We start from the raw sequence: 22,585 nt of genomic DNA on the forward strand, positions 1-22,585 counted from the left end.
TTTTCAATATCCTGCAATTTCTAAGGGTTTGTAAATTAGACTTAGGAGCATTAAATTTGGTTCTGTCGCATCTAAGACTAAATTTTATCTTTGGTTTTTCAAAACTAATAAAAAATGAATACTAAAGGTCATTGTTATCCAAAATATGTAATCCTTCAGGCAGTGTATTTTAAATTAAGATTTACACTTAGCTATCGTGACGTTGAGGAAATAATGAAGATTAGGGGGGTGATTGTGGATCATGCAACGATTCAGCATTGGGTATATAAGTTTGCACCTTCACTTGAGTCCGAGATGAGGAAGAGAAAAGGCAGAGTAGGGACGAGTTGGAGATTGGATGAGACCTATATCAAAGTAAAAGGTATTTGGTGTTATTTATATAGAGCAGTGGATAGGTCTGGTAATACAGTTGATTTCTTATTAACTAAAAGAAGACAGAGAATGAGTGCCCAGTCATTTCTAATTAAAGCAATTAGTAATAACTGTAGTCCCAGAGTAATAAACATCGATAAAAGCGGTTCTAATACTGCTGCGATCAAAGTCTATAACAAACGTTCGTTCTCAAAGATTAAAATCCGACAGTGTAAATATCTCAACAATATTGTAGAGCAGGACCATCGTTTTATAAAATGGCGCATTCAAAATGGACTAGGTTTTAAAAGCTTTGAATCGGCCAAACGAACATCGAGCGGAATTGAAGCTGTGCATATGCTAAGAAAGAATCAGATGGTTAGACCAGGTTCATCTATGTTTAAATCATTCTGTGCACTGGCGGGCTAATTTTAAATTACTTAAATTCTTATATTTCATTCTCGCAGATGCGACAAAACCAGCATTTGTTAGTTTAGCCATTTCATTATATAAAATTATTACGCTGTATGTTAAAAAATAATATAAAAATAACTCATTTTGTTTTATTAATGAGTCTGCTTAATTTTTTGTTCTTTCATTTTCCTTTTTACACCTATGTCTTCAATAATGTTGATTATAAAAGTTTAAACGGTATAATTCTGGTTATAAGTTTAGTAATTCTAATGTTGGTTTTAAATGCGTTTCTTTTTTTTCTGCTATTTTCGATCTCTCGTTATGTTGGAAAAACGCTATTGGTTTTGTTCTTTATAATCAATTCAATTGCAGTTTACTTTGTCAATACCTATAGTGTAATAATAGATGAAAGCATGATTGGTAATGTATTCAATACCAATTATGAAGAGTCAAGTAGTTTTTTCTCTTTTAAATTAGTGCTGTATATAATCTTGCTAGGTTTTATTCCGAGTGTTTATATCATAAAAGCTAAAATAATAAACGTAGCCCTGAAGAAATTTTTAACGATGTCTTATCTGGTTTTATTATTTATTGTCGTTTTGGTTTTTGCTAATGCAAGCAATTGGCTGTGGATTGATAAGAACTCAAAACAATTAGGAGGTCTTGCAATGCCTTGGTCATATTCAGTAAATACTTCGCTTTTTTATATCCATAAATACAAGAAGAACGAAAAAGAGATTCTATTACCTAATGCAGTAATAAAAGATAACCAGAAGTCGGTTGTAGTTTTAGTTATAGGGGAATCTGCAAGGAGCCAGAATTTTTCTATGTATGGTTATGGAAAAAACACGAATCCGCTACTTTCTAAAACACAAAATGTATTTCATTTTAACGCCAATTCTTGTGCTACATATACTACTGCCGGAGTGAAATGTATTTTAGAACACACTAATAGTGATGATTTGTATGAAATTTTGCCCAATTATTTGTATAGAAATAATGTAGAAGTTATCTGGCGAACTACCAATTGGGGTGAACCTCCGGTGCATATAGAAAAGTATCAAAACAGAGAGGTTTTAAAGAAGGATTGTAAAGGGAAAGAGTGTGATTATGATGAAGTTCTTTTAACAGGATTAAAAGAGCAAATATTAGCCAGTAAGAAGAACAAAATATTGATAGTTTTGCATACAAGTACAAGTCATGGCCCCACATACAGCAAGAAATATCCGCCTCAATTTGAGGTTTTTAAACCTGTTTGTAATAGCGTCGAATTAGGAAAATGTTCTCAAAACGAACTTCTCAATGCATATGATAATACGATCGTTTACACTGATTTTATTCTTCATAATGTAATTGAAGATCTAAAACAATTAAAAGAGTTTAAAAGCACCATGATTTTTGTTTCAGATCATGGAGAATCTTTAGGTGAAAAAAATCTATATATGCATGGAGTTCCTATAAGTTTTGCACCTAAAGAACAATACGAAATCCCTTTTATTGTTTGGGTATCCGATGGCTCAAAACAACTTAAGCCTACTAAAACATTGACTCAAAACAATGTGTTTCACAGTGTTTTAAATTTTTTAAATATAGAAAGTCCTATTTATGATGAGAAGATGAATATTTTTAAATAATGAACATCAGGATTTATTTTAAGAAGATCACAGAAGTACCAATGAGAAGTTTTGATCTATTTAAATTTTCGTAAGGTTAACTTGAGAGGACAAGTAAGCCTTTTAATACTATATGTAAAAAACTGGTAAAATAGCTCGATAAAGAGCAAAAAAAAGCTAAAACGAAAGTTTTAGCTTTTTTTCTAAGAGTGACCTCGACTGGATTCAAACCAGTAACCTTCTGAGCCGTAATCAGATGCGCTATTCAGTTGCGCCACGAGGCCTTTTTTATTATCACTTTAGCTATTTTTTTGTAGCTTTGTTGATTGCTTATTGCGGGTGCAAAGATAGACATAAATGTGAGATAAACAAGGAAAAAATAACATAAAAATAAAAAAAAATGCAGTTCGAAAATTATATACGTGATATTCAGGGTTTTCCGAAAGAAGGAATTTTATTTAAAGATATCACACCTTTGCTAATTAATCCAGAAGCGCGAACAAATTGCCTTAGAATTTTGCGAGATTCTTTAAATGGGGAAAAAATAGATAAGGTGGTTGGTGCCGAATCTCGTGGTTTTTTCTTCGGAATGTTATTGGCGCAAGAGTTAAATGCCGGATTTGTTCCTGTAAGGAAACCAAAAAAGCTTCCGTTTGATACCATTTCTGCTTCTTACGAATTGGAATATGGTTCTGATAGTTTAGAAATGCATACCGATGCCATTAGAAAAGGGGATCGAGTTTTAATTCACGACGATGTGTTGGCTACTGGTGGAACCGCAAAAGCAGTTTGCGAATTGGTAGAGAAATTAGGTGGCGAAATTGTACAATGTAATTTCTTAATGGAGTTGACCTTTCTTAATGGAAGAGATAAAATAAAACAGTATCCAGTTTTTGCTGCAGTAACATATTAATCGAAACGAAGAAAAGAAATCTGGTGCCGTAAAGGTTTAAGCTTGATTTCGTCTTTTGCAACGCATTTAAGGCTAGAAAATGATGAATTCATTATTTAGCTTTAAAAAGAAGATTGAAGCTTAACAATGCGCCCTGTTCGGTTTCTGTTTAAACTTGAAACCTGAAACCTGAAACAAAAACAAAAACCCGACAAAATGAATTGTCGGGTTTTTTATTTTAAAAGAAGAAAGAAGTTATCTTAAACTTGCACCAAGTTCAGTTTCGAAAGTCTGCTGTAATTTAGACATGATTTTATCAATTTGAGCGTCGGTTAATGTTTTAGTATTGTCTTGAATGGTAAAACTCAAAGCGTATGATTTTTTTCCTTCTGGTAATTTATTTCCTTGATAAACATCAAATAGATTGATGTCTTTTAAAAGTATTTTCTCTGTTTGTTTTGCCAAGTTGAAAATGCTTTCATAAGTCGTTTTTTCATCGATTAATAAAGCCAAATCTCTACGAACTTCTGGATATTTAGGAATTTCAGTATATTTAATTTTTCCTGTAATAATTTTTAAAACCAAATCCCAATTAAAATCGGCGTAATAAACGTCTTGCTTAATACCAAAATGTTTCAAAATAGGCTTTTTAATAACGCCCATTTCAACCAAAATATCATTGTTGTATGTAATTGCTGTTCCTTCAGAATAAACATCGGATTGAACTGGCGCATTCGAAATTTTTTCAATTCCCAAACGAGAAAGAATCGCTTTTACATATCCTTTCAACAAGAAAAAATCTGTTGTTTTCTGCGGATTAGTCCAACTTTCTTTGTTTCTGTTTCCAGAAATCAATAAAGAAAGGTGTTTATGTTCTTCATAACCATTTAAATACTTATGGTATGTTTTTCCGAATTCAAATAATTTTAAATCTGAATTTTTTCTATTGATGTTATAGGAAACTGCTTCTAAACCAGAAAACAATAAAGATTGGCGAAGTGTAGCTAAATCACTGCTCAACGGATTCAGCATAGATACATTATGCTCTTCTTTTAATGAAGCCGATAATTTCGCGTAAGCTGCAGTTGTCAATGAGTTGGCCATCATTTCATGGAAACCTTGCGAGTTCAACTGTGAAGCAATTACGTTTTGTACTTTGTAATCTTCAGTTCTTGGCGAATTGGCTACTGTAGCATTAAATTTCTTAGAGAAGTTAATGTTATTGTAACCGTAAACTCTCAAAATTTCTTCAATTACATCAATTTCGCGCTGAACATCTACACGATATGCAGGAATCGTTAAGCCTAAACCAGTATCAGAAACACTGTTTACTTTAATATCTAAAGAAACCAAGATTTTTTTAATCGTATCTTTTGGAATTTCTTGTCCAATAATTTTAGAAACATGGCTGAAATTCAACAAAACAGAAAAATCTTCAACCTTTTTAGGATAAACCTCTACAACATCAGAAGTGATTTTTCCGCCCGCAACTTCCTGAATTAGAAGTGCCGCACGTTTTAAAGCATATTCTGTAATCGTTGGATCAATTCCTCTTTCAAATCTAAAAGAAGCATCTGTGCTTAATTGATGTCTTTTTGCCGTTTTACGAATGCTTACTGGATCAAAATACGCACTTTCTAAGAAAATAGAAGTAGTTCCTTCAGAAACTCCAGATTTTTTTCCTCCGAAAACTCCAGCAATACAAAGTGGTCCTTTTTCGTCACAAATCATTAAGTCTTCTTTGTGCAAAGTTCTCTCAACATCATCAAGAGTAACAAATTTAGTTCCTTCTGCAACTGTCTTTACAATAATTTTTCCGTTGATTTTGGCAGCGTCAAAAGCGTGTAAAGGTTGTCCTAATTCATGTAGAACATAATTAGTAACGTCAACAATATTATTTTTTGGAGTTAAACCAATCGCTTTTAAGCGGTCTTGTAGCCAGCTTGGAGATTCATGTACAGAAATTCCAGAAATAGTTACACCACAATATCTTGGAGCTAAATGATTATCCTCAACATTCACATCAATTTTAAGCGTACGCATGTCAACTCTAAAATTGCTTACAGAAGGCGTAATCAATTCTACGTTTACACCACGCTGTAGCATTCCTGCTCTTAAATCACGAGCAGTTCCAAAATGGCTCATTGCATCGGCGCGGTTTGGTGTTAATCCGATTTCGAAAACTTCATCATTTGCAATTTGAAAAACTTCAGAAGCAGGAGTTCCTGGAACCAAATCTTCGGCCAAAACCATAATTCCGTCATGGCTATTTCCTAGACCTAATTCATCTTCAGCACAGATCATTCCGTGGCTTTCTTGTCCACGAATTTTACCTTTTTTAATGGTAAATTCTGCTCCATCTTTATCGTATAAAACAGTTCCAATTGTTGCAACAGGCACTTTTTGTCCTGCAGCCACATTTGCAGCGCCACAAACAATTTGTACAGGAGCTTCTAAACCGACATCAACTGTAGTAACTTTCAATCTATCAGCATCAGGATGTTTTTCGCAAGTTAGAACGTGTCCAACAACAACGCCTGCTAAACCTCCTTTAATTGATTCGTATTTTTCAACAACTTCAACCTCTAAACCTAAATCTGTTAGTAATTCAGAAGTCTGCTCAGATGTCCAATCAGTTTTAATAAATTGTTTTAACCAGTTGTAAGATATTTTCATTGTAGTTCTTTAATTCTTTGTATGAGGTTACAAATATAAGGATTGCGCGTTGGAGTAAGAAAAAATTGAGTAGTTTTTTCAAGTTGTTTTTTATTGAAAATAAAATGCTATGTTTTAGGATTTTAGAAATTTATGTGCATAAATTTTAACAGATCAGCATTGTAAAAGGTTTAAAAAATCAAATCTGTAATTTTTGTGCTACAAGATGAATGAAAAGTGCTATTCTGTTTCTTTTTATGAAACTAAATTTGGAGTAAATCAAAAAAAGAAAATTATGAGTACCGCAGTAAAAAGACCTGAATTTAAGGCAAAATACGATAACTATATTGGCGGAAAATTTGTAGCGCCAATTAAAGGAGAATACTTTGATGTTGTTTCTCCGATTGATGGAAAAGTATTTACAAAAGCAGCGCATTCTGGAAAAGAAGATCTCGAATTGGCTGTAGATACTGCTTATGAAGCATTTAAAACTTGGGGAAAAACTTCGGTAACCGAAAGAAGTATTTTACTAAATAAGATTGCACAAAAAATTGAAGACAATTTAGAATATATCGCAGCAGTTGAAACGGTAGATAATGGAAAACCAATTCGCGAAACACTTGCTGCCGATATACCATTAGCCATTGACCACTTTAGATATTTTGCAGGCGTGATTCGTGCAGAAGAAAGTTCGATAGCAGAATTGGATTCGCAGACTGTCTCTATTGCGTTAAGCGAACCTCTTGGTGTTGTAGCGCAGATTATTCCGTGGAATTTCCCGATTTTAATGGCTGTTTGGAAAATTGCTCCAGCACTTGCAGCAGGAAACACAATTGTTTTAAAACCAGCAGAAAGCACACCAATTTCCATTATGGTTTTAATGGAATTAATTGGGGATATTCTTCCTCCAGGAGTTTTAAATATTGTAAACGGATTTGGTGCCGAATTAGGCCGTCCATTAGTGACCAATAAAAAAGTGTCAAAAGCGGCATTTACAGGTTCTACTACAACGGGACGTTTGGTAATGCAATATGCTACAGAAAACATTATTCCGGTTACTTTAGAATTGGGCGGAAAATCTCCAAATATTTTCTTTCCGTCAGTAGCAGATCACGATGATGATTTCTTTGATAAAGCTGTAGAAGGTGCTGTATTATTTGCTTTAAATCAAGGTGAAATCTGTACTTGTCCTTCTAGATTATTAATTCACGAAGATATTTACGACAAGTTTATTAAAAAAGTAATCGAAAGAACCGAAGCGATTATAGCAGGAAATCCGTTGGATAAATCAACGATGATTGGCGCTCAGACTTCGATTGTGCAGAAAGAAAAAATCATGTCTTACATTAAATTAGGAAAAGAAGAAGGAGCAGAGGTTTTAACTGGAGGGGACGAAAATAAATTAGGAGGCGAATTGGAAGGCGGTTATTACATCAAGCCAACTTTGTTTAAAGGTCATAACAAAATGAGAATCTTTCAAGAAGAGATTTTTGGGCCAGTTTTGGCGGTTACCACTTTTAAAACTACAGAAGAAGCGATCGAAATTGCAAATGATACAATGTATGGTTTAGGGGCAGGAGTGTGGACTCGTGATGCGCATGAAATTTATCAGGTTCCAAGAGCAATTCAGTCAGGTCGTGTCTGGATTAATCAATATCATTCTTATCCTGCTGGCGCTCCGTTTGGTGGTTACAAACAATCTGGAATTGGTCGTGAAAACCATAAAATGATGCTAAGCCAATACCGTCAGACCAAAAACATGCTGATTTCTTATGACAAAAAGAAATTAGGGTTCTTCTAAAGAATATAAACTTGAGAATAGAAAGCTAAAAAAGTTTTCTATTCTCTTAAAACCATAGAATTATGCTTCCAAAAACAATGAAAGCTGCGGTCGTTCGAGAATTCGGATCTCTTTTAAGAATAGAAGAAGTTGAAGTAAAACGCCCCGGTAGAAATGAAATTCTTGTAAAAGTAATTGCAAGCGGAGTCTGTCACACCGATTTACATGCTGTAGAAGGCGATTGGCCAGTAAAACCCAAAATGCCTTTAATTCCTGGACACGAAGCTGTTGGCTATGTTGCTGCAGTGGGCCAAGATGTGAAAAATGTAAAAGAAGGAGATGCTGTTGGTGTGCCTTGGCTTTACAGTGCTTGCGGTGGCTGTGATCATTGCATTACGGGTTGGGAAACCTTATGCGAAAGTCAGCAGAATGGCGGTTACAGCGTAGATGGCGGATTTGCAGAGTTTGTAATTGCAGATGCCAGATATGTTGGAATTTTGCCTTCTAATGTGAATTTTATAGAAATGGCTCCAATTTTATGCGCTGGTGTTACAGTTTACAAAGGATTAAAAGAAACCGAGGTGAAACCTGGAGAATGGGTTGCGATTTCTGGAATTGGAGGTTTAGGACACGTTGCAGTGCAATATGCAAAAGCTATGGGAATGAATGTGGCAGCAATTGATATTGGAGATGATAAATTGGAACTGGCAAAAAAATTAGGTGCCGATTTGGTAGTAAATGCTAAAAATCAAAATCCTGGAGAATTCTTAAAGAAAGAAGTTGGTGGTATGCATGGGGCATTGGTTACCGCAGTTTCTCCAATTGCTTTTAAGCAGGGGCTTGAAACATTGAGAAGAAAAGGTACAATGGCATTAAATGGACTTCCTCCAGGCAATTTTGATTTGTCTATTTTCGATACCGTTTTAAATAGAATCACCATTAGAGGTTCTATTGTTGGAACTAGAAAAGATATGAAAGAAGCTATTGAATTTGCTGTAGAAGGTAAAGTCAAAGCAACCGTAACGCCTACAAAATTGGAAGATATTAATAATGTATTTGACAAAATGAAAAAAGGCGAAATAGAAGGAAGGGTTGTGCTTGATATAGCACAGTCCTAAATAGTTGGTTATGTTGAAGCAGTAGATTCTTAATTGAATTTACTGCTTTTTTTAATATTTAAAAGTTATGATTAAACGAATAGAAGCAACAGAAAAAGCAATTGAACTGATAAATGTTTTAAAGGAGAAACACGGTGATTTGATGTTTTACCAAGCTGGCGGATGCTGTGAGGGTACACAGCCACAGTGTTTTGAAAAAGGAGGCTATTATCAGCGAACTGGAGATGTTTGTATTGGAACTATTGAAGACACTGAATTTTGGGTAGACAAAGATTTATTTGAATATTGGAAACATGCGCATTTTACCTTAACCGTAATTGATGCATTTGGAGTGGGAGGTTTTTCGTTAGAAACGCCATTAAAGAAAACGTTTCAGATAGAATACCGCATTTTCACTCCCGAAGAAGAGAAAGATTTGGAACCGGTAACTTTTTTTTAGGTTCAAAGTAACAGAGTTACAAAGGTTCAAAGGTTCAAAGGTTTTAAGGCTTTGCAACTATGTGCCTTTGTCACTTTGAACCTAATTTATATAAAGTAACTGATACTGTTTCGGTGTAATTCCTTCATGTTTTTTGAATAATCTAATGAAGTAATTCGCATCTTCAAATCCTGCTAAATAACAAACTTCGTTAATTTGGAGCGTTGGGTTTCTTAATAGGTTTTTAGCGCATTTTATTTTTTCATTTAAAATATATTCAATAGGGCTCATTCCTAGCTCGCGTTTAAAGAAACGATAGAAAGAAGTGGTGCTCATACAAGCTTTTTCGCTCAGCGATTTCAAATTGATATTCTCTTTTAAATTTTGCTTGATGTATTCGGTAACTTCCTTAATCGGATTATTGTCTTCAAAAGGTTTTCCTTCGTCTAGTGATTTTACAGTCTGGGTTTGAATAATTCTAATTAGTAACTCTTTTAAAGTTAAATCGGCAAAAATGTCTTTGGTGATCGAAGTGCTCATGCATTCTTTGATGAGCTTGTTTATTGTCGCGGCCATTTCAATATTATTGTAAAAGAAATAATTCTGGTAATTGAGCTGCCAGTACATGTTACTTCCTTCTTTTGGATACTGCTCATTTAAGAAATTTAAAATCTCAGCAATTTTATCCTGATCGATGGCCAATGCTAAACATTGCGTCGGATTGTTTCTCGAAGCTTCAGGAAAATCAATTTTCATTTCTACATTAGAAGGGACAATCACAGTTTCGCCTGGAAGATATACAAATTCAGGGTCATCAAAAAGGTGCATGATTTTTTTACCGCGGAGCATGCTGGTTACCACCAAATCATTAAACTTCAATGGAACTTTTTGAGTCGATTCGTAGGTTTCAAATAGATTTAATTCACAATGATTCAAATTGTAAATAGTCCTGTTTTCTACAAGAGTCTTTAATGATTTTTCTTGCGATAATTGGAGCGGATTGACTAAAAATCGTTGGTTGTTCATTAAATTTATTTTTTGGTGAAGACTTTAAATTTAATGAAAATAAGAATATAAATTGCAGATTTAACGTTTAATTATATCAATTCTTCAACGTGTTTTTTGATGTTTTCAGATATTTTTTTTGTTGGAAGATCGTTCTCATCATTTCCAAACGGATCTTCAATTTCTTCAGCAATAAGCTCTAAACTTGCCAAAACATAAAAGATAAAAACAACAACAGGGGCAACTAGATAACCTAAGCTAACAGAATATCCAAACGGAAGAGTCATCGTATAAAAGAAGATGAATTTCTTTATAAAGGCACTGTAAGAGTAGGGAATAGGAGTGTTTTTAATACGTTCGCACGCTCCGCAAATGTCTGTAAAAGCAACTAATTCGTCATTTATCGTAATGAGTTGCTCTCCCGATATTTTTTTAGCCTCATACAAATCATTGATTTTATGATACATGATCCTTTTTAATTGATTTGGCTTGTGTTTATGCTGATCAATTTCCAATTCAACATCTTCAAACAGCATTTTACCAGTATCCTCGTCTTTTAAATGGTGATGAAGTATATCTGCATACATGGGAATGTATTTTCTAAAAAACTTTCTATCATTTTCGTCTTTTAAAATTGCGGATAGTTTTATAGCAAGATTACGGCTGTTGTTTACAAGTCCCCCCCAAAGTTTTCGCCCTTCCCACCATCGGTCATAAGCTGTATTGGTTCTAAAAACAAGTAAAAGTGAAATGACAAATCCAAGCATTCCGTGCATGATTGGAATGTTGTGGATATAATCATTTTTGGTCACTTTAAAATAATGAAGCTCAAAATAACACACTATAGCCGCATAAATTCCGATTGCAATCATAATCGTAAACAGTTTTCGGACTGTATCTGACTTATGAAAATGAAAAATGAAAGTAAACCAATCTTTGGTATTGTATGTAATCATTGAAACTTGTTTTGTAACAAATTTAAATTAAAAAAAATATTCTGTTGTGTGTAAAATAAAAAAATATTCAGAGCAAGGAATATAGATGATTTGAGAGTATTCAAATAGAATGTTTTCTTAAAAACGTTATCTGACCTTTGCTTAAATTAAAAAAAAATCTGCCTAATCTGCTAAATCTGCGAGAGAAAAATAGCTCGAAGATTTAGCGGATTAAGCAGATAATATTTGATTTGTTAATAGCAGTACTTCTTTAATATAGAAAGAAAGTCTTGCTTGATTAAAAGGAAAATTAAAAATTAATATTTCCCGCTAATTCTTTTAGAGCAATTTCAGATAGTTTAGCTTCGTATTGTGCGTTGCTGTAACGCACTTTAGCATTAACATAATTGAGTTGGGCAGTTCTAAAATCCAGTGTTGTAATAGTTCCGATTTTAAATTTGTCTAATGTGATTTCTAAATTTTGTCTTGCAATAGCCTCGTTATTTTCTTCTAAATCAATTAATTCTAAATTGGTTAAATAGGTTTGAAAAGCGGTGCTCAACTGTGTGTTTAAAGTTATGTTTTGCTGTTCTATAGCAAGCTGTGAATTTTCGATCTGTAATTTGGCAACTTTTTCATTACGATGCTGATTGAAACCGTCGAATATGTTCATGGAAGCGTTAAAACCGTAGTTTAAACCTTTAGAAGAGGTTTCGCTTGTAAATCCTAGACTCGACTGGCTTTCAGAAAAATTGTAGCCCGTAGTTAATCTCAAAGTAGGATAGCGGTCTGCTTTTACTTGTTTAAGCTGTAATTCGGCTATGCGTTTGTTTATGATTTCAGCTTCTAAACCTGGATTTTGCTTTTGAGCTAATTCCATTAAATCTGCTAAAACTAATTTATTATCCACTTTTACTTCATCTGTAACTTTAAAATCAATTTTGGGGTCACGAGCCAAGTATTGATTCAATAAAATTTTGCCATTAGCATAAGATTCTTTTTGTCTTAACAAAGCGACCTGATCAGAATTTAAATCTACCTGTGCATTTAAAACCTCTAGTTTTGAAGCTTTTCCAATACTGAAACGATTTTTAGCTAAAGTCAAACGCTGGTTAGAAATTACGATTGTAGTGTCTAATGCAGACAATTGCTGTTGCATTTGAACTAAATCATAATAAGCCGAATTTACCTGAGCAATTTTTAGTAAAATAGTTCTTTTAAGTTCTGCATCGCCCAGTTTTTGAAGCTCTTTTAACTGATCAAGTTTAGCAAACATTTTCATTCCGTCAAAAACCGTCCAGCCTAAACTTACACCATAATTTAAACTGTTGTTTTTAGCGTTATCCAACGAAGTCGATGTTCCGTCTTGTCTTACTTGTGTAGAGTTTGTAATGCTGTTATTGTCAGTAATATTGGCTGTTGCTGTTGGAAGCATTCCTGCATTTCCAATGGTTACGTTTGTCTCGGTTATTTTAGAATTATTTTTAGCAATTTTAATCTCAAAATTATTCTCCAAAGCTATAGACATAGCTTGTTCAATAGTAAGAACTTCCTGCGCCTTTGTCTGAATTACACAAAAAAGCAAGATAAATACTGTACAGTATATTTTTTTGATATTCATATTCTTTTTCTTTAACCAGAAATTAGGTTTCTGGCTTCTATTTAATGCTTTCTCTTTCGTATTCGTCAATATGGTCAAATTCTGGATAATGCTTTCTTGCTCTTGACCACATAAAATAAATGGCAGGAATTACAAAAAGCGTTAAAGCCAATGAAAAGATCGTTCCCCCCACAATTACAACTCCCATACCAATTCTACTAGTTGATGCTGCCCCTAGGGAAAGTGCAATTGGAAGTGCTCCTAGAGCAATAGCTAAACTAGTCATTAAAATTGGACGTAAACGTGCTTCTGAAGCTTCTAAAATAGCTTCTAGTTTTGGTTTTCCTTGTTCTCGCAACTGATTGGCAAATTCTACAATCAAAATACCGTTTTTGGTCACCAAACCAATTAGCATTACTGTACCAATCTGACTGAAGATGTTCCAGGTCTGGTTAAATAACCATAGAGAGAATAAAGCTCCCGCAACAGCCATCGGAACCGTCAAAATGATGATAAACGGATCGATAAAACTTTCAAACTGTGCAGCAAGAATTAAGAAGATTAACAATAGAGCCAATCCGAAGGCGAAAGAAGTATTAGAACTACTTTCTACGAAATCTCGTGATTCTCCAGCTAAATCTGTGGTAAAACTTTCATCTAAAACTTTTGCCTTAATTCTATCCATTTCTTCAATACCTTCTCCCATACTTTTTCCTGGTGCTAAACCAGCAGAAACGGTTGCAGACATGTATCTGTTGTTGTGGTATAATTGAGGCGGGTTACTTTGTTCATACACATTTACTACGTTATCCATCTGGATCAATTCGCCATTTTTATTTTTCACAAACATAGAAGTCAAATCCAGAGGTTTAGATCTGTCCTTTTGGTCAAATTGTCCAATTACCTGATATTGTTTTCCGTTTTTGATGAAATACCCAAAACGCTGTCCGCTTAAAGAAAGCTGTAAAGTCTGTGCAATATCAAGAATTGAAATTCCTAAACTTTCTGCTTTTGCTCGGTCAATTGTAACGTTGATTTCTGGCTTGTTAAATTTCAGGTTTACATCTGTAGTAGAAAATACATCGCTTTTACTCACTTCATTCATAAAAACAGGGATTTTCTCTCGTAACTTATCAAAGTTAGGAGCCTGAATAATGTATTGTATCGGAAGACCTCCACGTCTGTTAACTGCAATTGTTGGCTGTTGTGTTACCGAAGTTTTAGCATTAGGATATTGTTTTGTCCATTTGGTCAACTGATCAGCAATTTCTTTTTGTGATTTTGTTCTTTCGTCAACATCTTTTAAGGTAAGCCTTACCAATCCGCTGTTTACGGAGTTTGAACTAAATCCTGGTGAAGTAATAACCAAACTAACTTTTTTCTCTGGAATCGAGTCATCAATTAATTTAGAAATTTCCTGCATAAATTTATCTGTGTACTCATAAGAAGAACCTTCAGGAGTAGTCATACGCATGGTTACAGAACTACGATCGTCATACGGAGCAGTTTCTTTTGGAAGAATAGTAAAAAATAAGTAAATCAATCCAAAACAAGCAATCAGGATTGGGAAACTAATCCATTTTCGATCCATGAATTTTGTCAGCGCTTCGGCATAACTGCTATTCATTTTTTCGAAGAATGGCTCTGTTTTAATATAAAATTTTGATTTTTTCTGCTCGCCGCCTTTCATTAAATAAGCATTCAGCATTGGCGTTAAAGTCAATGATACAAAAGCAGAAATTAATACTGCGGCTCCAATTACGACCCCAAATTCTCTAAAGAGTCGGCCAACGAAACCTTCTAAGAAAATTACGGGTAAGAATACTGCAGCAAGTGTTACCGAAATCGAAATTACGGCATAGAAAATTTCATTAGAACCTTTAATCGCAGCCTCAATTGGCGACATGCCTTCTTCGACTTTTTTGAAAATGTTTTCAGTTACTACAATTCCGTCATCTACCACCAGACCAGTTGCTAAAACAATAGCTAATAAGGTCAAAACGTTGATAGAGAATCCGAAAAGCCACATAATGAAAAAAGTGGCAATTAAAGAAACAGGAATATCAATTAAAGGCCTGAAAGCAATAGCCCAGTCTCTAAAAAACAGATAAATGATAATGATAACCAGTATAATTGAAATACCTAAAGTTTCGGCTACCTCAAGTACTGATTTTTTTACGAAAATGGTATTGTCAAGAGCAATGTTAAGTTTGATATCTTTAGGAAGATCTTTCTTTAAAGCTTCGTATTTTTTATAAAATTCGGCCGAAATGTCTAGATAATTTGCTCCCGGCATAGGAACAATAGCAAGACCGATCAATGGAAGTCCAGATTGGCTTAATTTGGTTTCTAAATTTTCTGGCCCTAATTCAGCTCCTCCGATATCACTTAAACGGACAATTTTATCACCGTCAGTACGAATAATGATATTATTGAATTCTTCTGGTTTAGAAAGGTTTCCAACAGTTTTTACTGTTAACTCGGTATTGTTTCCAGTTAATTTTCCAGAAGGCAATTCGACATTTTGTGAATTTAAAGCTGTACGAACATCTGCAACAGTACAGCCGTAAGCAGAAAGTTTTGCGGGATCAATCCACAAACGCATCGCATAACGTTTTTGTCCCCAGATTTGTACAGCGCTAACACCTGGAATTGTTTCCAATCGCTGCGAAATAACGTTCTCTGCATAATCACTCAATTCTAAAGAACTTCTTGTGTCACTTTGAACAGTCATCGAAATAATAGCTTCACTGTCTGCATCGGCCTTAGATACAACAGGCGGGGCATCAATATCCTGAGGTAAACTTCTAATGGCTTGCGAAACTTTATCACGAACATCGTTTGCTGCTTCTTCTAAATCTTTATCAAGATTAAATTCTATTGTAATGTTACTGCTTCCTTGGTTACTAGAGGAAGTAATGTTTCTGATTCCGTCAATTGCATTAACAGCTTTTTCAAGAGGTTCTGTAATTTGCGACTCAATAATATCAGAATTTGCACCTGTATAATTGGTACGGATGGATACCTGCGCAGGGTCAATAGAAGGAAATTCTCTGACTCCTAAAAAAGTATAACCAATAAAACCGAATAAAATAATTAGTAAATTCAGTACTATGGTTAAAACAGGTCTTTTTATGCTTGTAGTTGATAAACTCATATAAGATTTATGATTTTAGAGTTCGGATTTTAGATTTTGATGAGCATTTTTAAAACTCATAACCTATAATTCAAAACTCATAACTTTGAATTATTTTACTTTAACTTTGATGGGAGCTTCATCTTTTAAAGACATTACTCCGCTTGTAATTAAAGTATCTCCTGGTTTTAATCCTGATAGAATTAAAATAGAAGAATCAGTTCTTGTTGTTGCATCAACCATTACTTCTTTTGCTTGTCCGTTATTGGCAACAAATACTTTTTTACCGTCTTGAATTGGCACAATAGCTTGAGAAGGAACTACAATAGCGTCTTTTATAATATTTAAAGGTAATTTGATGTCAGCGAAAGTTCCAGGGAAAAGTTTTCCGTCGACATTCTCAGCAAGAGCACGAACTTGAAGTGTACGTGTGGCAACGGCAACTTCTGGTTCTATGGCATATATTTTCGCATTGTATGTTTTGTCTGATCCAGAAACCTTAAAATCGATTACTGATCCTGATTTTACTTCTGAAGCGTATTTTTCGGGGATAGAAAATGTGATTTTTAACTTACTAGTATTAACCAGTTTGGCTACTAAAACAGTGGGTGTGATATAAGTTCCAGGAGAAATATTACGCAAACCAATTTTTCCTGAAAAAGGGGCTCTTACAGAAGTTTTAGAAATTTGCGCTCTAATTAACTGGCTTTGAGCTTGAGCAGAAGCAAGGTCGGCTTTTGCAACATCTGCCTCTTCTTGGCTAATTGCCTCTTTTTGAAGCAGTAATTTAGCCCTTCTTGCGTTTTCAGCGGCCAAATCTTCTCTAGTTATTGCCTGTCTTAATTGTGCTTTTAGTTCAATGTCATTTACTTTTAAAAGGATCTGGCCTTTGGTTACATTGGTGCCTTCAGTAAAAAAGATGCCTTCTACAATTCCTGAAACCTCACTGTGAATTTCAATTTGTTCGTTTGCTTCAATAGATCCTGATAATGCTAAATTATTGTCAAATGTAGCGGTCTTTATTATGATTCCATTAACAGTTGTTGGAGCTTTTTTATCATTGAACTTTTTAGATTCGTCGTTTTTGCCCTTGTTCGAAATAATTCTATAGGTGACAAAGCCACCAATTGCAATAATTAAAAGGGTGTAAATGAGGTGTTTTAGTTTCATAAAATGAGGTGAATATAGATTTTAGGTTTTTGTTTTTAGTAAGCTTACAAATTTAACTTTTTGGTGCGAAATCGAAAGCCGTTAGCGTTTATTTAACATTTGTATGTACAAAGGTTTGCATTTAGACTATAGACAGGTAAAAAGGTTTAATTTAAGTTTAATTTTTTTGAAGAGAATAAAGATGCCAAGGGTAGAATTGCATTGTAAGACTTAGATAAAGGCAGGCCTTTTCTAGTATGGAATATTTTTTTTGCAATTTGTCTGATTTTTTTTGCACTTTATCGATTTTATTTGTAACATTGATATGTTAAACAAAATGAAAGATTTTTACACGAAAGCTAACGGTTGCGTTTAATTTATGTGTTAAAATACGTATGCAGAAGTTGTTTTTTTTGGTTTTTGATTATATATAATGGATAATTATATTAACAAGTGTTTATTGTTTGTTATTGAATGATATAAAAAAAATAATTTATGAAGAAAAAATTACTTCTAAGCTTATGGTTTACATTTTTGCTTGTTTCAATTGGTTATCTGTTTTGGCAGAATGAATTCCAATACAGTCTTCCGACACCTATTCCTAAAAATTATCATGCAATTGCAATGGGGTCAAAAATTGAACTTGGTCCTTGCTGTGCATTTGACAATAAACCTATTTTTATCCATTTTTATAATCCCGAATGTCCCTGTTCGAGATTTAATGTCCCACATGTTAGCGGCTTAATTAAAAAATACGGAGATCAGGTCAATTTTAAAATTGTTGTATTAAACAAACAGAAGAGTTTTACTATTGATGAAATTCAGCAAAAATTTGGTGCTGAGATCCCTGTATATTTTGATGAAGGAATTGCTAAAAAATGTGGTGTTTTCTCTACTCCTCAGGCAGTTTTGCTAGATCAGTCACATAATTTATATTATAGAGGTAATTACAATAAAACCAGATATTGTACAGATACCAAGAGCAATTATGCCCAAATGGCGATTGATTCTCTTCTTAACCAAAAAGAGAACCCTTCTTTTAATGCTTTAGCTCTTAAAGCATACGGATGTTCATTACCAAAATGTACTAAATAACTATTCCAAAAACCTAAATCTAATAACCTATGAAAGCAAAAGCTAGCTTAAACGAACAAGATTATCTGCACAGTTTTATGTCTACAATGACACAAAAATCAGATACAATTATTAATTATGTACTTGCGGTATATTTTCTTCTGGGTATCGGACTTTCTTTTAAATACGATACTTTTGAAATTGGCGTTGGTGTTGGAACATTAAATCTTTTGCTATACTATTCGGCAAAATTTTTCATGAAAAATTCCAAATTTTATCAATACGTTTTATCTGTTGTTCTGGCTATTTTTATGGCGCAGTACATTTATCAAATGCATGGAATGTTCGAAATGCATTTTACAGTATTCATTGCCAGTACCATTTTGATTATTTATCAGAACTGGAAGCTTCAAATTCCGCTTACTTTATTGGTTGTTCTCCACCACGCTGGATTGGCGTACCTCCAAAATTTTATTTATAACGATGCCAACGGCCTTCAGGTGTATTTTTCGCAAGTAAATTTTGATCTCGAAACACTGATTATTCATACCGTTTTGGCTGCAGTAGTTTTCTTTATGAACGGCTATTGGGCATACTATTTTAAAGAGCATAGCGAAAATCATATCTCTAAAATTTCAGACGATTATGAATTAGAGAATATGAAATTGGCTTCGGCAAAATACAGCTCAATGTCGGCGACAAAAGATTATAATGATTTTATTCATAGAACAACTTTAGACTTAAAACTGCCAGTAAATTCAGTTTTAAAATTGATTGATGTTTCGAAAGGGCATACAGATAATGACAAGCTGCTTAGTTATCTTGAAATGATGAGAGAAAGTGCCAAAAAAATTGATGATTTAGTCAATGATATTCATGTGAAATCAACAACCAATAGAAACTAGTTTTTTTAAAACTAGATTTAAAATCAAGTCCCAAAGAAAACAATATTAATATTTTTAAACCCGATGTATGTTCAAGCATGATTTACCCACTGCAGTGCCTACGCTGCACAGTCTTAAAAGAATAATTGAAGATTTTTTGAATGAAAGCATAACATTAGATTCGATTGAAAAAATGGGGATTCAATCTGATTTTGAAATAGAGGTAAAGGAGATTTTCAAAAATTATCGAACGAGTTCACATGTTTATGATCTTGATTTTCAATATAAAAAGCTAATTCAGATTATCAATGATATTCTACAGCTTAATCTCGCTGTTAATAATGAAATTCCAGAATGGCTTGAAAATGAATTAGAAACAGTTTTTCGTAAAATCAGAAACATTCTGCTTGTCTTGGAAATCGAGTCAAATTAAGGATTAAGGATTCATTTTATACTAATTGAATTGTAAATTAATTTAAATGTAAGAGTTATGGATACCAGATTACACCGTCCAACAGCTTCGGATAGAGAAGTGGACTGGAATAAGAATAAAGTATTGCTTAGTAAAACTGATAAAAAAGGAACCATTTTATATGCCAATGAAGACTTTATAGATGTTTCTGGTTATGATGAATTTGAGCTTGTTGGCCAGTCTCATAATATTATACGTCATCCCGATATGCCAAAAGTAATTTTTAAATTCTTGTGGGATAGTATTAAATCTAGTGAAAACATTCATGTCATTATAAAAAACATGGCAAAAACCGGTCGCTATTACTGGGTTGTAACCGATTTTAAAATTGTTGCAGATACAGATGGCGAAATTGTAGGCTTCTTCTGCACTCGAAAATCGGTTCCAAACGATATTATTGTAAAATTTATTGAACCCTTGTACAAGAAACTTTTGCAGATTGAAGAAACCAGCGGTATGCATGCTTCTGAGGAATATCTTGTAGGTTTTCTAGAAGAGAGAAAGAAAACGTACATGGAATATATCGATCACATGATTGCAACCGGAAAGGATGATAAAAATAAGATAAGCAAAGGTTTATTTAGTGGTCTTTTTGAAAAGAAAAACGAGGCAAAAAAATAACAACTGATGATATACTTCATTGTGTCTGATAAAAATATTCACCCCCTTAAATTTGTCCCCCAGCAAAACTAAATCACATGAATATTAGAACGCAATGAAGTGTTTTTTTTTCTTTTTAGGTTAAAGGCTCAAAGGAGCAGAGGTTCAAAGTTTAAACTACAACTAGAAACCTTAGCACCTTTGAGCCTTTGCATCTTTAACTAATATAATTCCAAATATTCTTTTTCTTGGTTAATTCTATAAAGATGTTTCTTAAAACAGCATGTTCTGGTTTTTGAAGAGCAGAATCTTCTTTTAAGATTTTCATGGCATAATTTCTTGCCAGAGATAAAATTTCTCTGTCTTTTACAATATCAGCAATTTGAAGGTTTAAAACGCCGCTTTGCTGTGTCCCCATTAAATCTCCAGGACCACGAAGTTTTAAGTCAACTTCGGCAATTTCAAAACCATCGTTAGTCTGCACCATGGTTTCCATTCTAGTTTTGCTGTCAGAACTTAATTTATGTCCAGTCATTAAGATGCAATAACTCTGTTCGGCACCGCGACCAACACGTCCACGTAGCTGATGCAATTGAGAAAGCCCAAATCGTTCTGCACTTTCTATGATCATTACACTGGCATTTGGCACGTTTACACCAACCTCAATTACAGTTGTTGCCACCATAATATTGGTTTTTCCTTCAGAGAAACGCTTCATTTCAGAATCTTTATCTGCTGGCTTCATTTTTCCGTGAAGAATAGAAATAGAATATTGCGGAAGCGGAAAATCACGAGAAATACTTTCGTAACCGTCCATTAAATCCTTATAATCCATTTTTTCCGATTCCTGAATAAGCGGGTAAACAATATAAATTTGTCTTCCTTTTGCAATTTCGTCGCGAAGAAACTTCCAAACTTTTAGTCTATTGGTATCATAACGATGTACAGTCTGAATTGGTTTTCTTCCAGGAGGTAATTCATCAATAACCGAAATGTCTAAGTCACCATATAAGCTCATTGCCAGCGTTCTCGGAATAGGAGTAGCGGTCATGACTAAAACGTGTGGCGGAATATCATTTTTCTTCCATAATTTAGATCTTTGCTCCACACCAAAACGGTGCTGCTCATCAATTACGGCTAAGCCTAAATTCTGAAATTGCACTTTATCTTCCAATAAAGCATGTGTCCCGATTAAAATTTTAAGTTCGCCACTTTCCAGTTCTTCATGAATAATTTTTCTTTCAGCAGTTTTAGTAGAACCTGTTAAAATTCGAACATTGATATTTAATGTTTTAGCAAATTCAGATAAACCAAGAAAATGCTGATTGGCCAAGATTTCTGTTGGTGCCATCAAACAAGCTTGAAAACCATTATCAATTGCCAAAAGCATACTCATAAAAGCAACAATCGTTTTTCCAGAACCCACGTCACCTTGTAGTAAACGATTCATTTGAGCATTACTGCCCATATCTGTCCTAATTTCTTTAATCACTCTTTTTTGAGCATTCGTTAAGTCAAAAGGCAAATGATTTTTATAAAATTCATTAAAAAGTTCTCCTACTTTATCAAATGGATGTCCTTTTATTTTATGTTTTCGAATGAGATTCTTTGTAATTAATTGCAGCTGAATAAAGAACAATTCTTCAAATTTTAGTCGGAATTGCGCTTTAGCTAAAATTTCAGCACTCTTTGGAAAATGAATGTTGAATAATGCAGCACGTTTTGGAATCAGTTTTAATTCTTCAATTAAAAAAGGAGGAAATGTTTCTGTAAATAATGCTTGTGTTTCCAAGAAAAGCTGTTCCATCAACTTATTAATGGTACGGTTAGAAATTCCTTTATTAGCCAAAGCTTCTGTCGAAGGATAAACGGGCTGCATAGCCGAACGTAAACTTCTTTCGTGTTCGCTTAATAGTTCAATTTCTGGATGTGCCATACTAAATTGGCTTCCGTACAAAGAACATTTTCCAAAAATTACTAAAGGTTCGTTAATCTTTAAGCTTTCGCGAATCCATTTGTGACCCTGAAACCAATTTAAGTCAATTTGTCCCGTATCATCAACAAAACTCGCTACGAGACGTTTTTTATTTTTAGCAAATTCAACCGTTTTAATGTTGATTATTTTACCAATAATTTGAACTTCAGAACCTGTATTCTGCAATTCATTAATCTTGTAATAACGCGTTCTGTCAATATAACGATTTGGAAAAAGATTGACTAAATCTCCATATTTATGAATGCCCAATTCCTTGCGAAGCAGCTGGCCACGGCTCGGACCAACGCCTTTTAAGTATTCAATTGGAGTTTCTAGAAGATTATTAGACATTCGAAGATTAGTAATTTTGTAGATGCAAGAAGAAAGAAAAAAAGATAACATTTTGTCTTTTTTCTTCTTCTATTTTCTTTTCTCTTTAAAAAGCGAAGATAGATTTTAATTGGGAAATTTGAAAATGATTTGTTGTTTTCAAGTGTTTGAAGATTAAGTTATC

General features: G+C 33.8%; 17 protein-coding genes and 1 tRNA gene. 10 read left to right on the plus strand and 8 right to left on the minus strand.

Going from position 1 to position 22,585, the window contains the following annotated elements; translation table 11 throughout:
* Positions 1-114 precede the first annotated feature (114 nt).
* Positions 115-780, plus strand: a complete 666-nt coding sequence (locus M0M44_RS16855; RefSeq protein ID WP_248726725.1) for an IS6 family transposase — start codon at positions 115-117, stop codon at positions 778-780.
* Positions 781-878: 98 nt separating this feature from the next.
* Entirely contained in the window at positions 879-2,399 is a 1,521-nt protein-coding gene (eptA, locus tag M0M44_RS16860) for a phosphoethanolamine--lipid A transferase EptA (RefSeq protein ID WP_248726726.1), read from the plus strand.
* A gap of 189 nt (positions 2,400-2,588) precedes the next feature.
* Here the strand turns inward: eptA and M0M44_RS16865 are convergent.
* Positions 2,589-2,662: transfer RNA gene (locus tag M0M44_RS16865), tRNA-Arg, on the minus strand.
* A 116-nt stretch (positions 2,663-2,778) separates the two neighbouring features.
* Here M0M44_RS16865 and M0M44_RS16870 point away from each other — a divergent pair.
* Positions 2,779-3,291, plus strand: a complete 513-nt coding sequence (locus M0M44_RS16870) for an adenine phosphoribosyltransferase (protein WP_248726727.1) — start codon at positions 2,779-2,781, stop codon at positions 3,289-3,291.
* Between the two features lie 234 nt (positions 3,292-3,525).
* Here the strand turns inward: M0M44_RS16870 and pheT are convergent, their stop codons facing one another.
* Positions 3,526-5,946 (minus strand): phenylalanine--tRNA ligase subunit beta, encoded by a 2,421-nt coding sequence (gene pheT, locus M0M44_RS16875; RefSeq protein ID WP_248726728.1) that lies wholly within the window; start codon positions 5,944-5,946, stop codon positions 3,526-3,528.
* Between the two features lie 274 nt (positions 5,947-6,220).
* Here pheT and M0M44_RS16880 point away from each other — a divergent pair, with 274 nt between their 5' ends.
* The 3 genes from M0M44_RS16880 to M0M44_RS16890 all read left to right on the plus strand — a co-directional run bounded on the left by M0M44_RS16880 (position 6,221) and on the right by M0M44_RS16890 (position 9,262).
* A complete protein-coding gene (locus M0M44_RS16880) occupies positions 6,221-7,726 on the plus strand; it encodes an aldehyde dehydrogenase family protein (RefSeq protein ID WP_248726729.1) in 1,506 nt (501 codons plus the stop codon).
* Between the two features lie 62 nt (positions 7,727-7,788).
* Entirely contained in the window at positions 7,789-8,823 is a 1,035-nt protein-coding gene (adhP, locus tag M0M44_RS16885) for an alcohol dehydrogenase AdhP (protein ID WP_248726730.1), read from the plus strand.
* Positions 8,824-8,890: 67 nt separating this feature from the next.
* Positions 8,891-9,262, plus strand: a complete 372-nt coding sequence (locus M0M44_RS16890; protein ID WP_248726731.1) for a DUF779 domain-containing protein — start codon at positions 8,891-8,893, stop codon at positions 9,260-9,262.
* An 81-nt stretch (positions 9,263-9,343) separates the two neighbouring features.
* Here M0M44_RS16890 and M0M44_RS16895 read toward each other — a convergent pair whose 3' ends face one another.
* The 5 genes from M0M44_RS16895 to M0M44_RS16915 all read right to left on the minus strand — a co-directional run bounded on the left by M0M44_RS16895 (position 9,344) and on the right by M0M44_RS16915 (position 17,087).
* Positions 9,344-10,267 (minus strand): AraC family transcriptional regulator, encoded by a 924-nt coding sequence (locus M0M44_RS16895; protein WP_248726732.1) that lies wholly within the window; start codon positions 10,265-10,267, stop codon positions 9,344-9,346.
* 71 nt (positions 10,268-10,338) lie between these two features.
* Positions 10,339-11,202: a bestrophin family protein gene (locus M0M44_RS16900; RefSeq protein ID WP_248726733.1), complete on the minus strand. Its 864-nt coding sequence runs from the start codon at positions 11,200-11,202 to the stop codon at positions 10,339-10,341.
* A gap of 289 nt (positions 11,203-11,491) precedes the next feature.
* Complete coding sequence (locus M0M44_RS16905) at positions 11,492-12,802, minus strand: TolC family protein (RefSeq protein WP_248726734.1); 1,311 nt, start codon at positions 12,800-12,802, stop codon at positions 11,492-11,494.
* Positions 12,803-12,839: 37 nt separating this feature from the next.
* Complete coding sequence (locus M0M44_RS16910) at positions 12,840-15,938, minus strand: efflux RND transporter permease subunit (RefSeq protein ID WP_248726735.1); 3,099 nt, start codon at positions 15,936-15,938, stop codon at positions 12,840-12,842.
* Between the two features lie 90 nt (positions 15,939-16,028).
* Positions 16,029-17,087 carry an efflux RND transporter periplasmic adaptor subunit gene (locus tag M0M44_RS16915; RefSeq protein ID WP_248726736.1) on the minus strand — a complete coding sequence of 353 codons (1,059 nt, stop codon included), beginning with the start codon at positions 17,085-17,087 and terminating at the stop codon, positions 16,029-16,031.
* 474 nt (positions 17,088-17,561) lie between these two features.
* On the opposite strand from M0M44_RS16915, the gene M0M44_RS16920 reads away from it, so the two are divergent.
* The 4 genes from M0M44_RS16920 (at position 17,562) to M0M44_RS16935 (ending at position 20,117) form a co-directional block, all read left to right on the plus strand.
* A complete protein-coding gene (locus M0M44_RS16920) occupies positions 17,562-18,161 on the plus strand; it encodes a TlpA family protein disulfide reductase (RefSeq protein ID WP_248726737.1) in 600 nt (199 codons plus the stop codon).
* 29 nt (positions 18,162-18,190) lie between these two features.
* Positions 18,191-19,045, plus strand: a complete 855-nt coding sequence (locus M0M44_RS16925; RefSeq protein WP_248726738.1) for a histidine kinase — start codon at positions 18,191-18,193, stop codon at positions 19,043-19,045.
* Between the two features lie 67 nt (positions 19,046-19,112).
* Positions 19,113-19,457 carry a hypothetical protein gene (locus M0M44_RS16930; RefSeq protein ID WP_248726739.1) on the plus strand — a complete coding sequence of 115 codons (345 nt, stop codon included), beginning with the start codon at positions 19,113-19,115 and terminating at the stop codon, positions 19,455-19,457.
* Between the two features lie 57 nt (positions 19,458-19,514).
* The gene (locus M0M44_RS16935; RefSeq protein ID WP_248726740.1) at positions 19,515-20,117 is read left to right on the plus strand and encodes a PAS domain-containing protein; all 603 of its coding nucleotides are present in this window, start codon (positions 19,515-19,517) and stop codon (positions 20,115-20,117) included.
* 196 nt (positions 20,118-20,313) lie between these two features.
* Here M0M44_RS16935 and recG read toward each other — a convergent pair whose 3' ends face one another.
* The gene (gene recG, locus M0M44_RS16940; RefSeq protein ID WP_248726741.1) at positions 20,314-22,422 is read right to left on the minus strand and encodes an ATP-dependent DNA helicase RecG; all 2,109 of its coding nucleotides are present in this window, start codon (positions 22,420-22,422) and stop codon (positions 20,314-20,316) included.
* Positions 22,423-22,585 lie beyond the last annotated feature (163 nt).

The organism is Flavobacterium humidisoli, assembly GCF_023272795.1.
GTDB lineage: Bacteria > Bacteroidota > Bacteroidia > Flavobacteriales > Flavobacteriaceae > Flavobacterium > Flavobacterium humidisoli.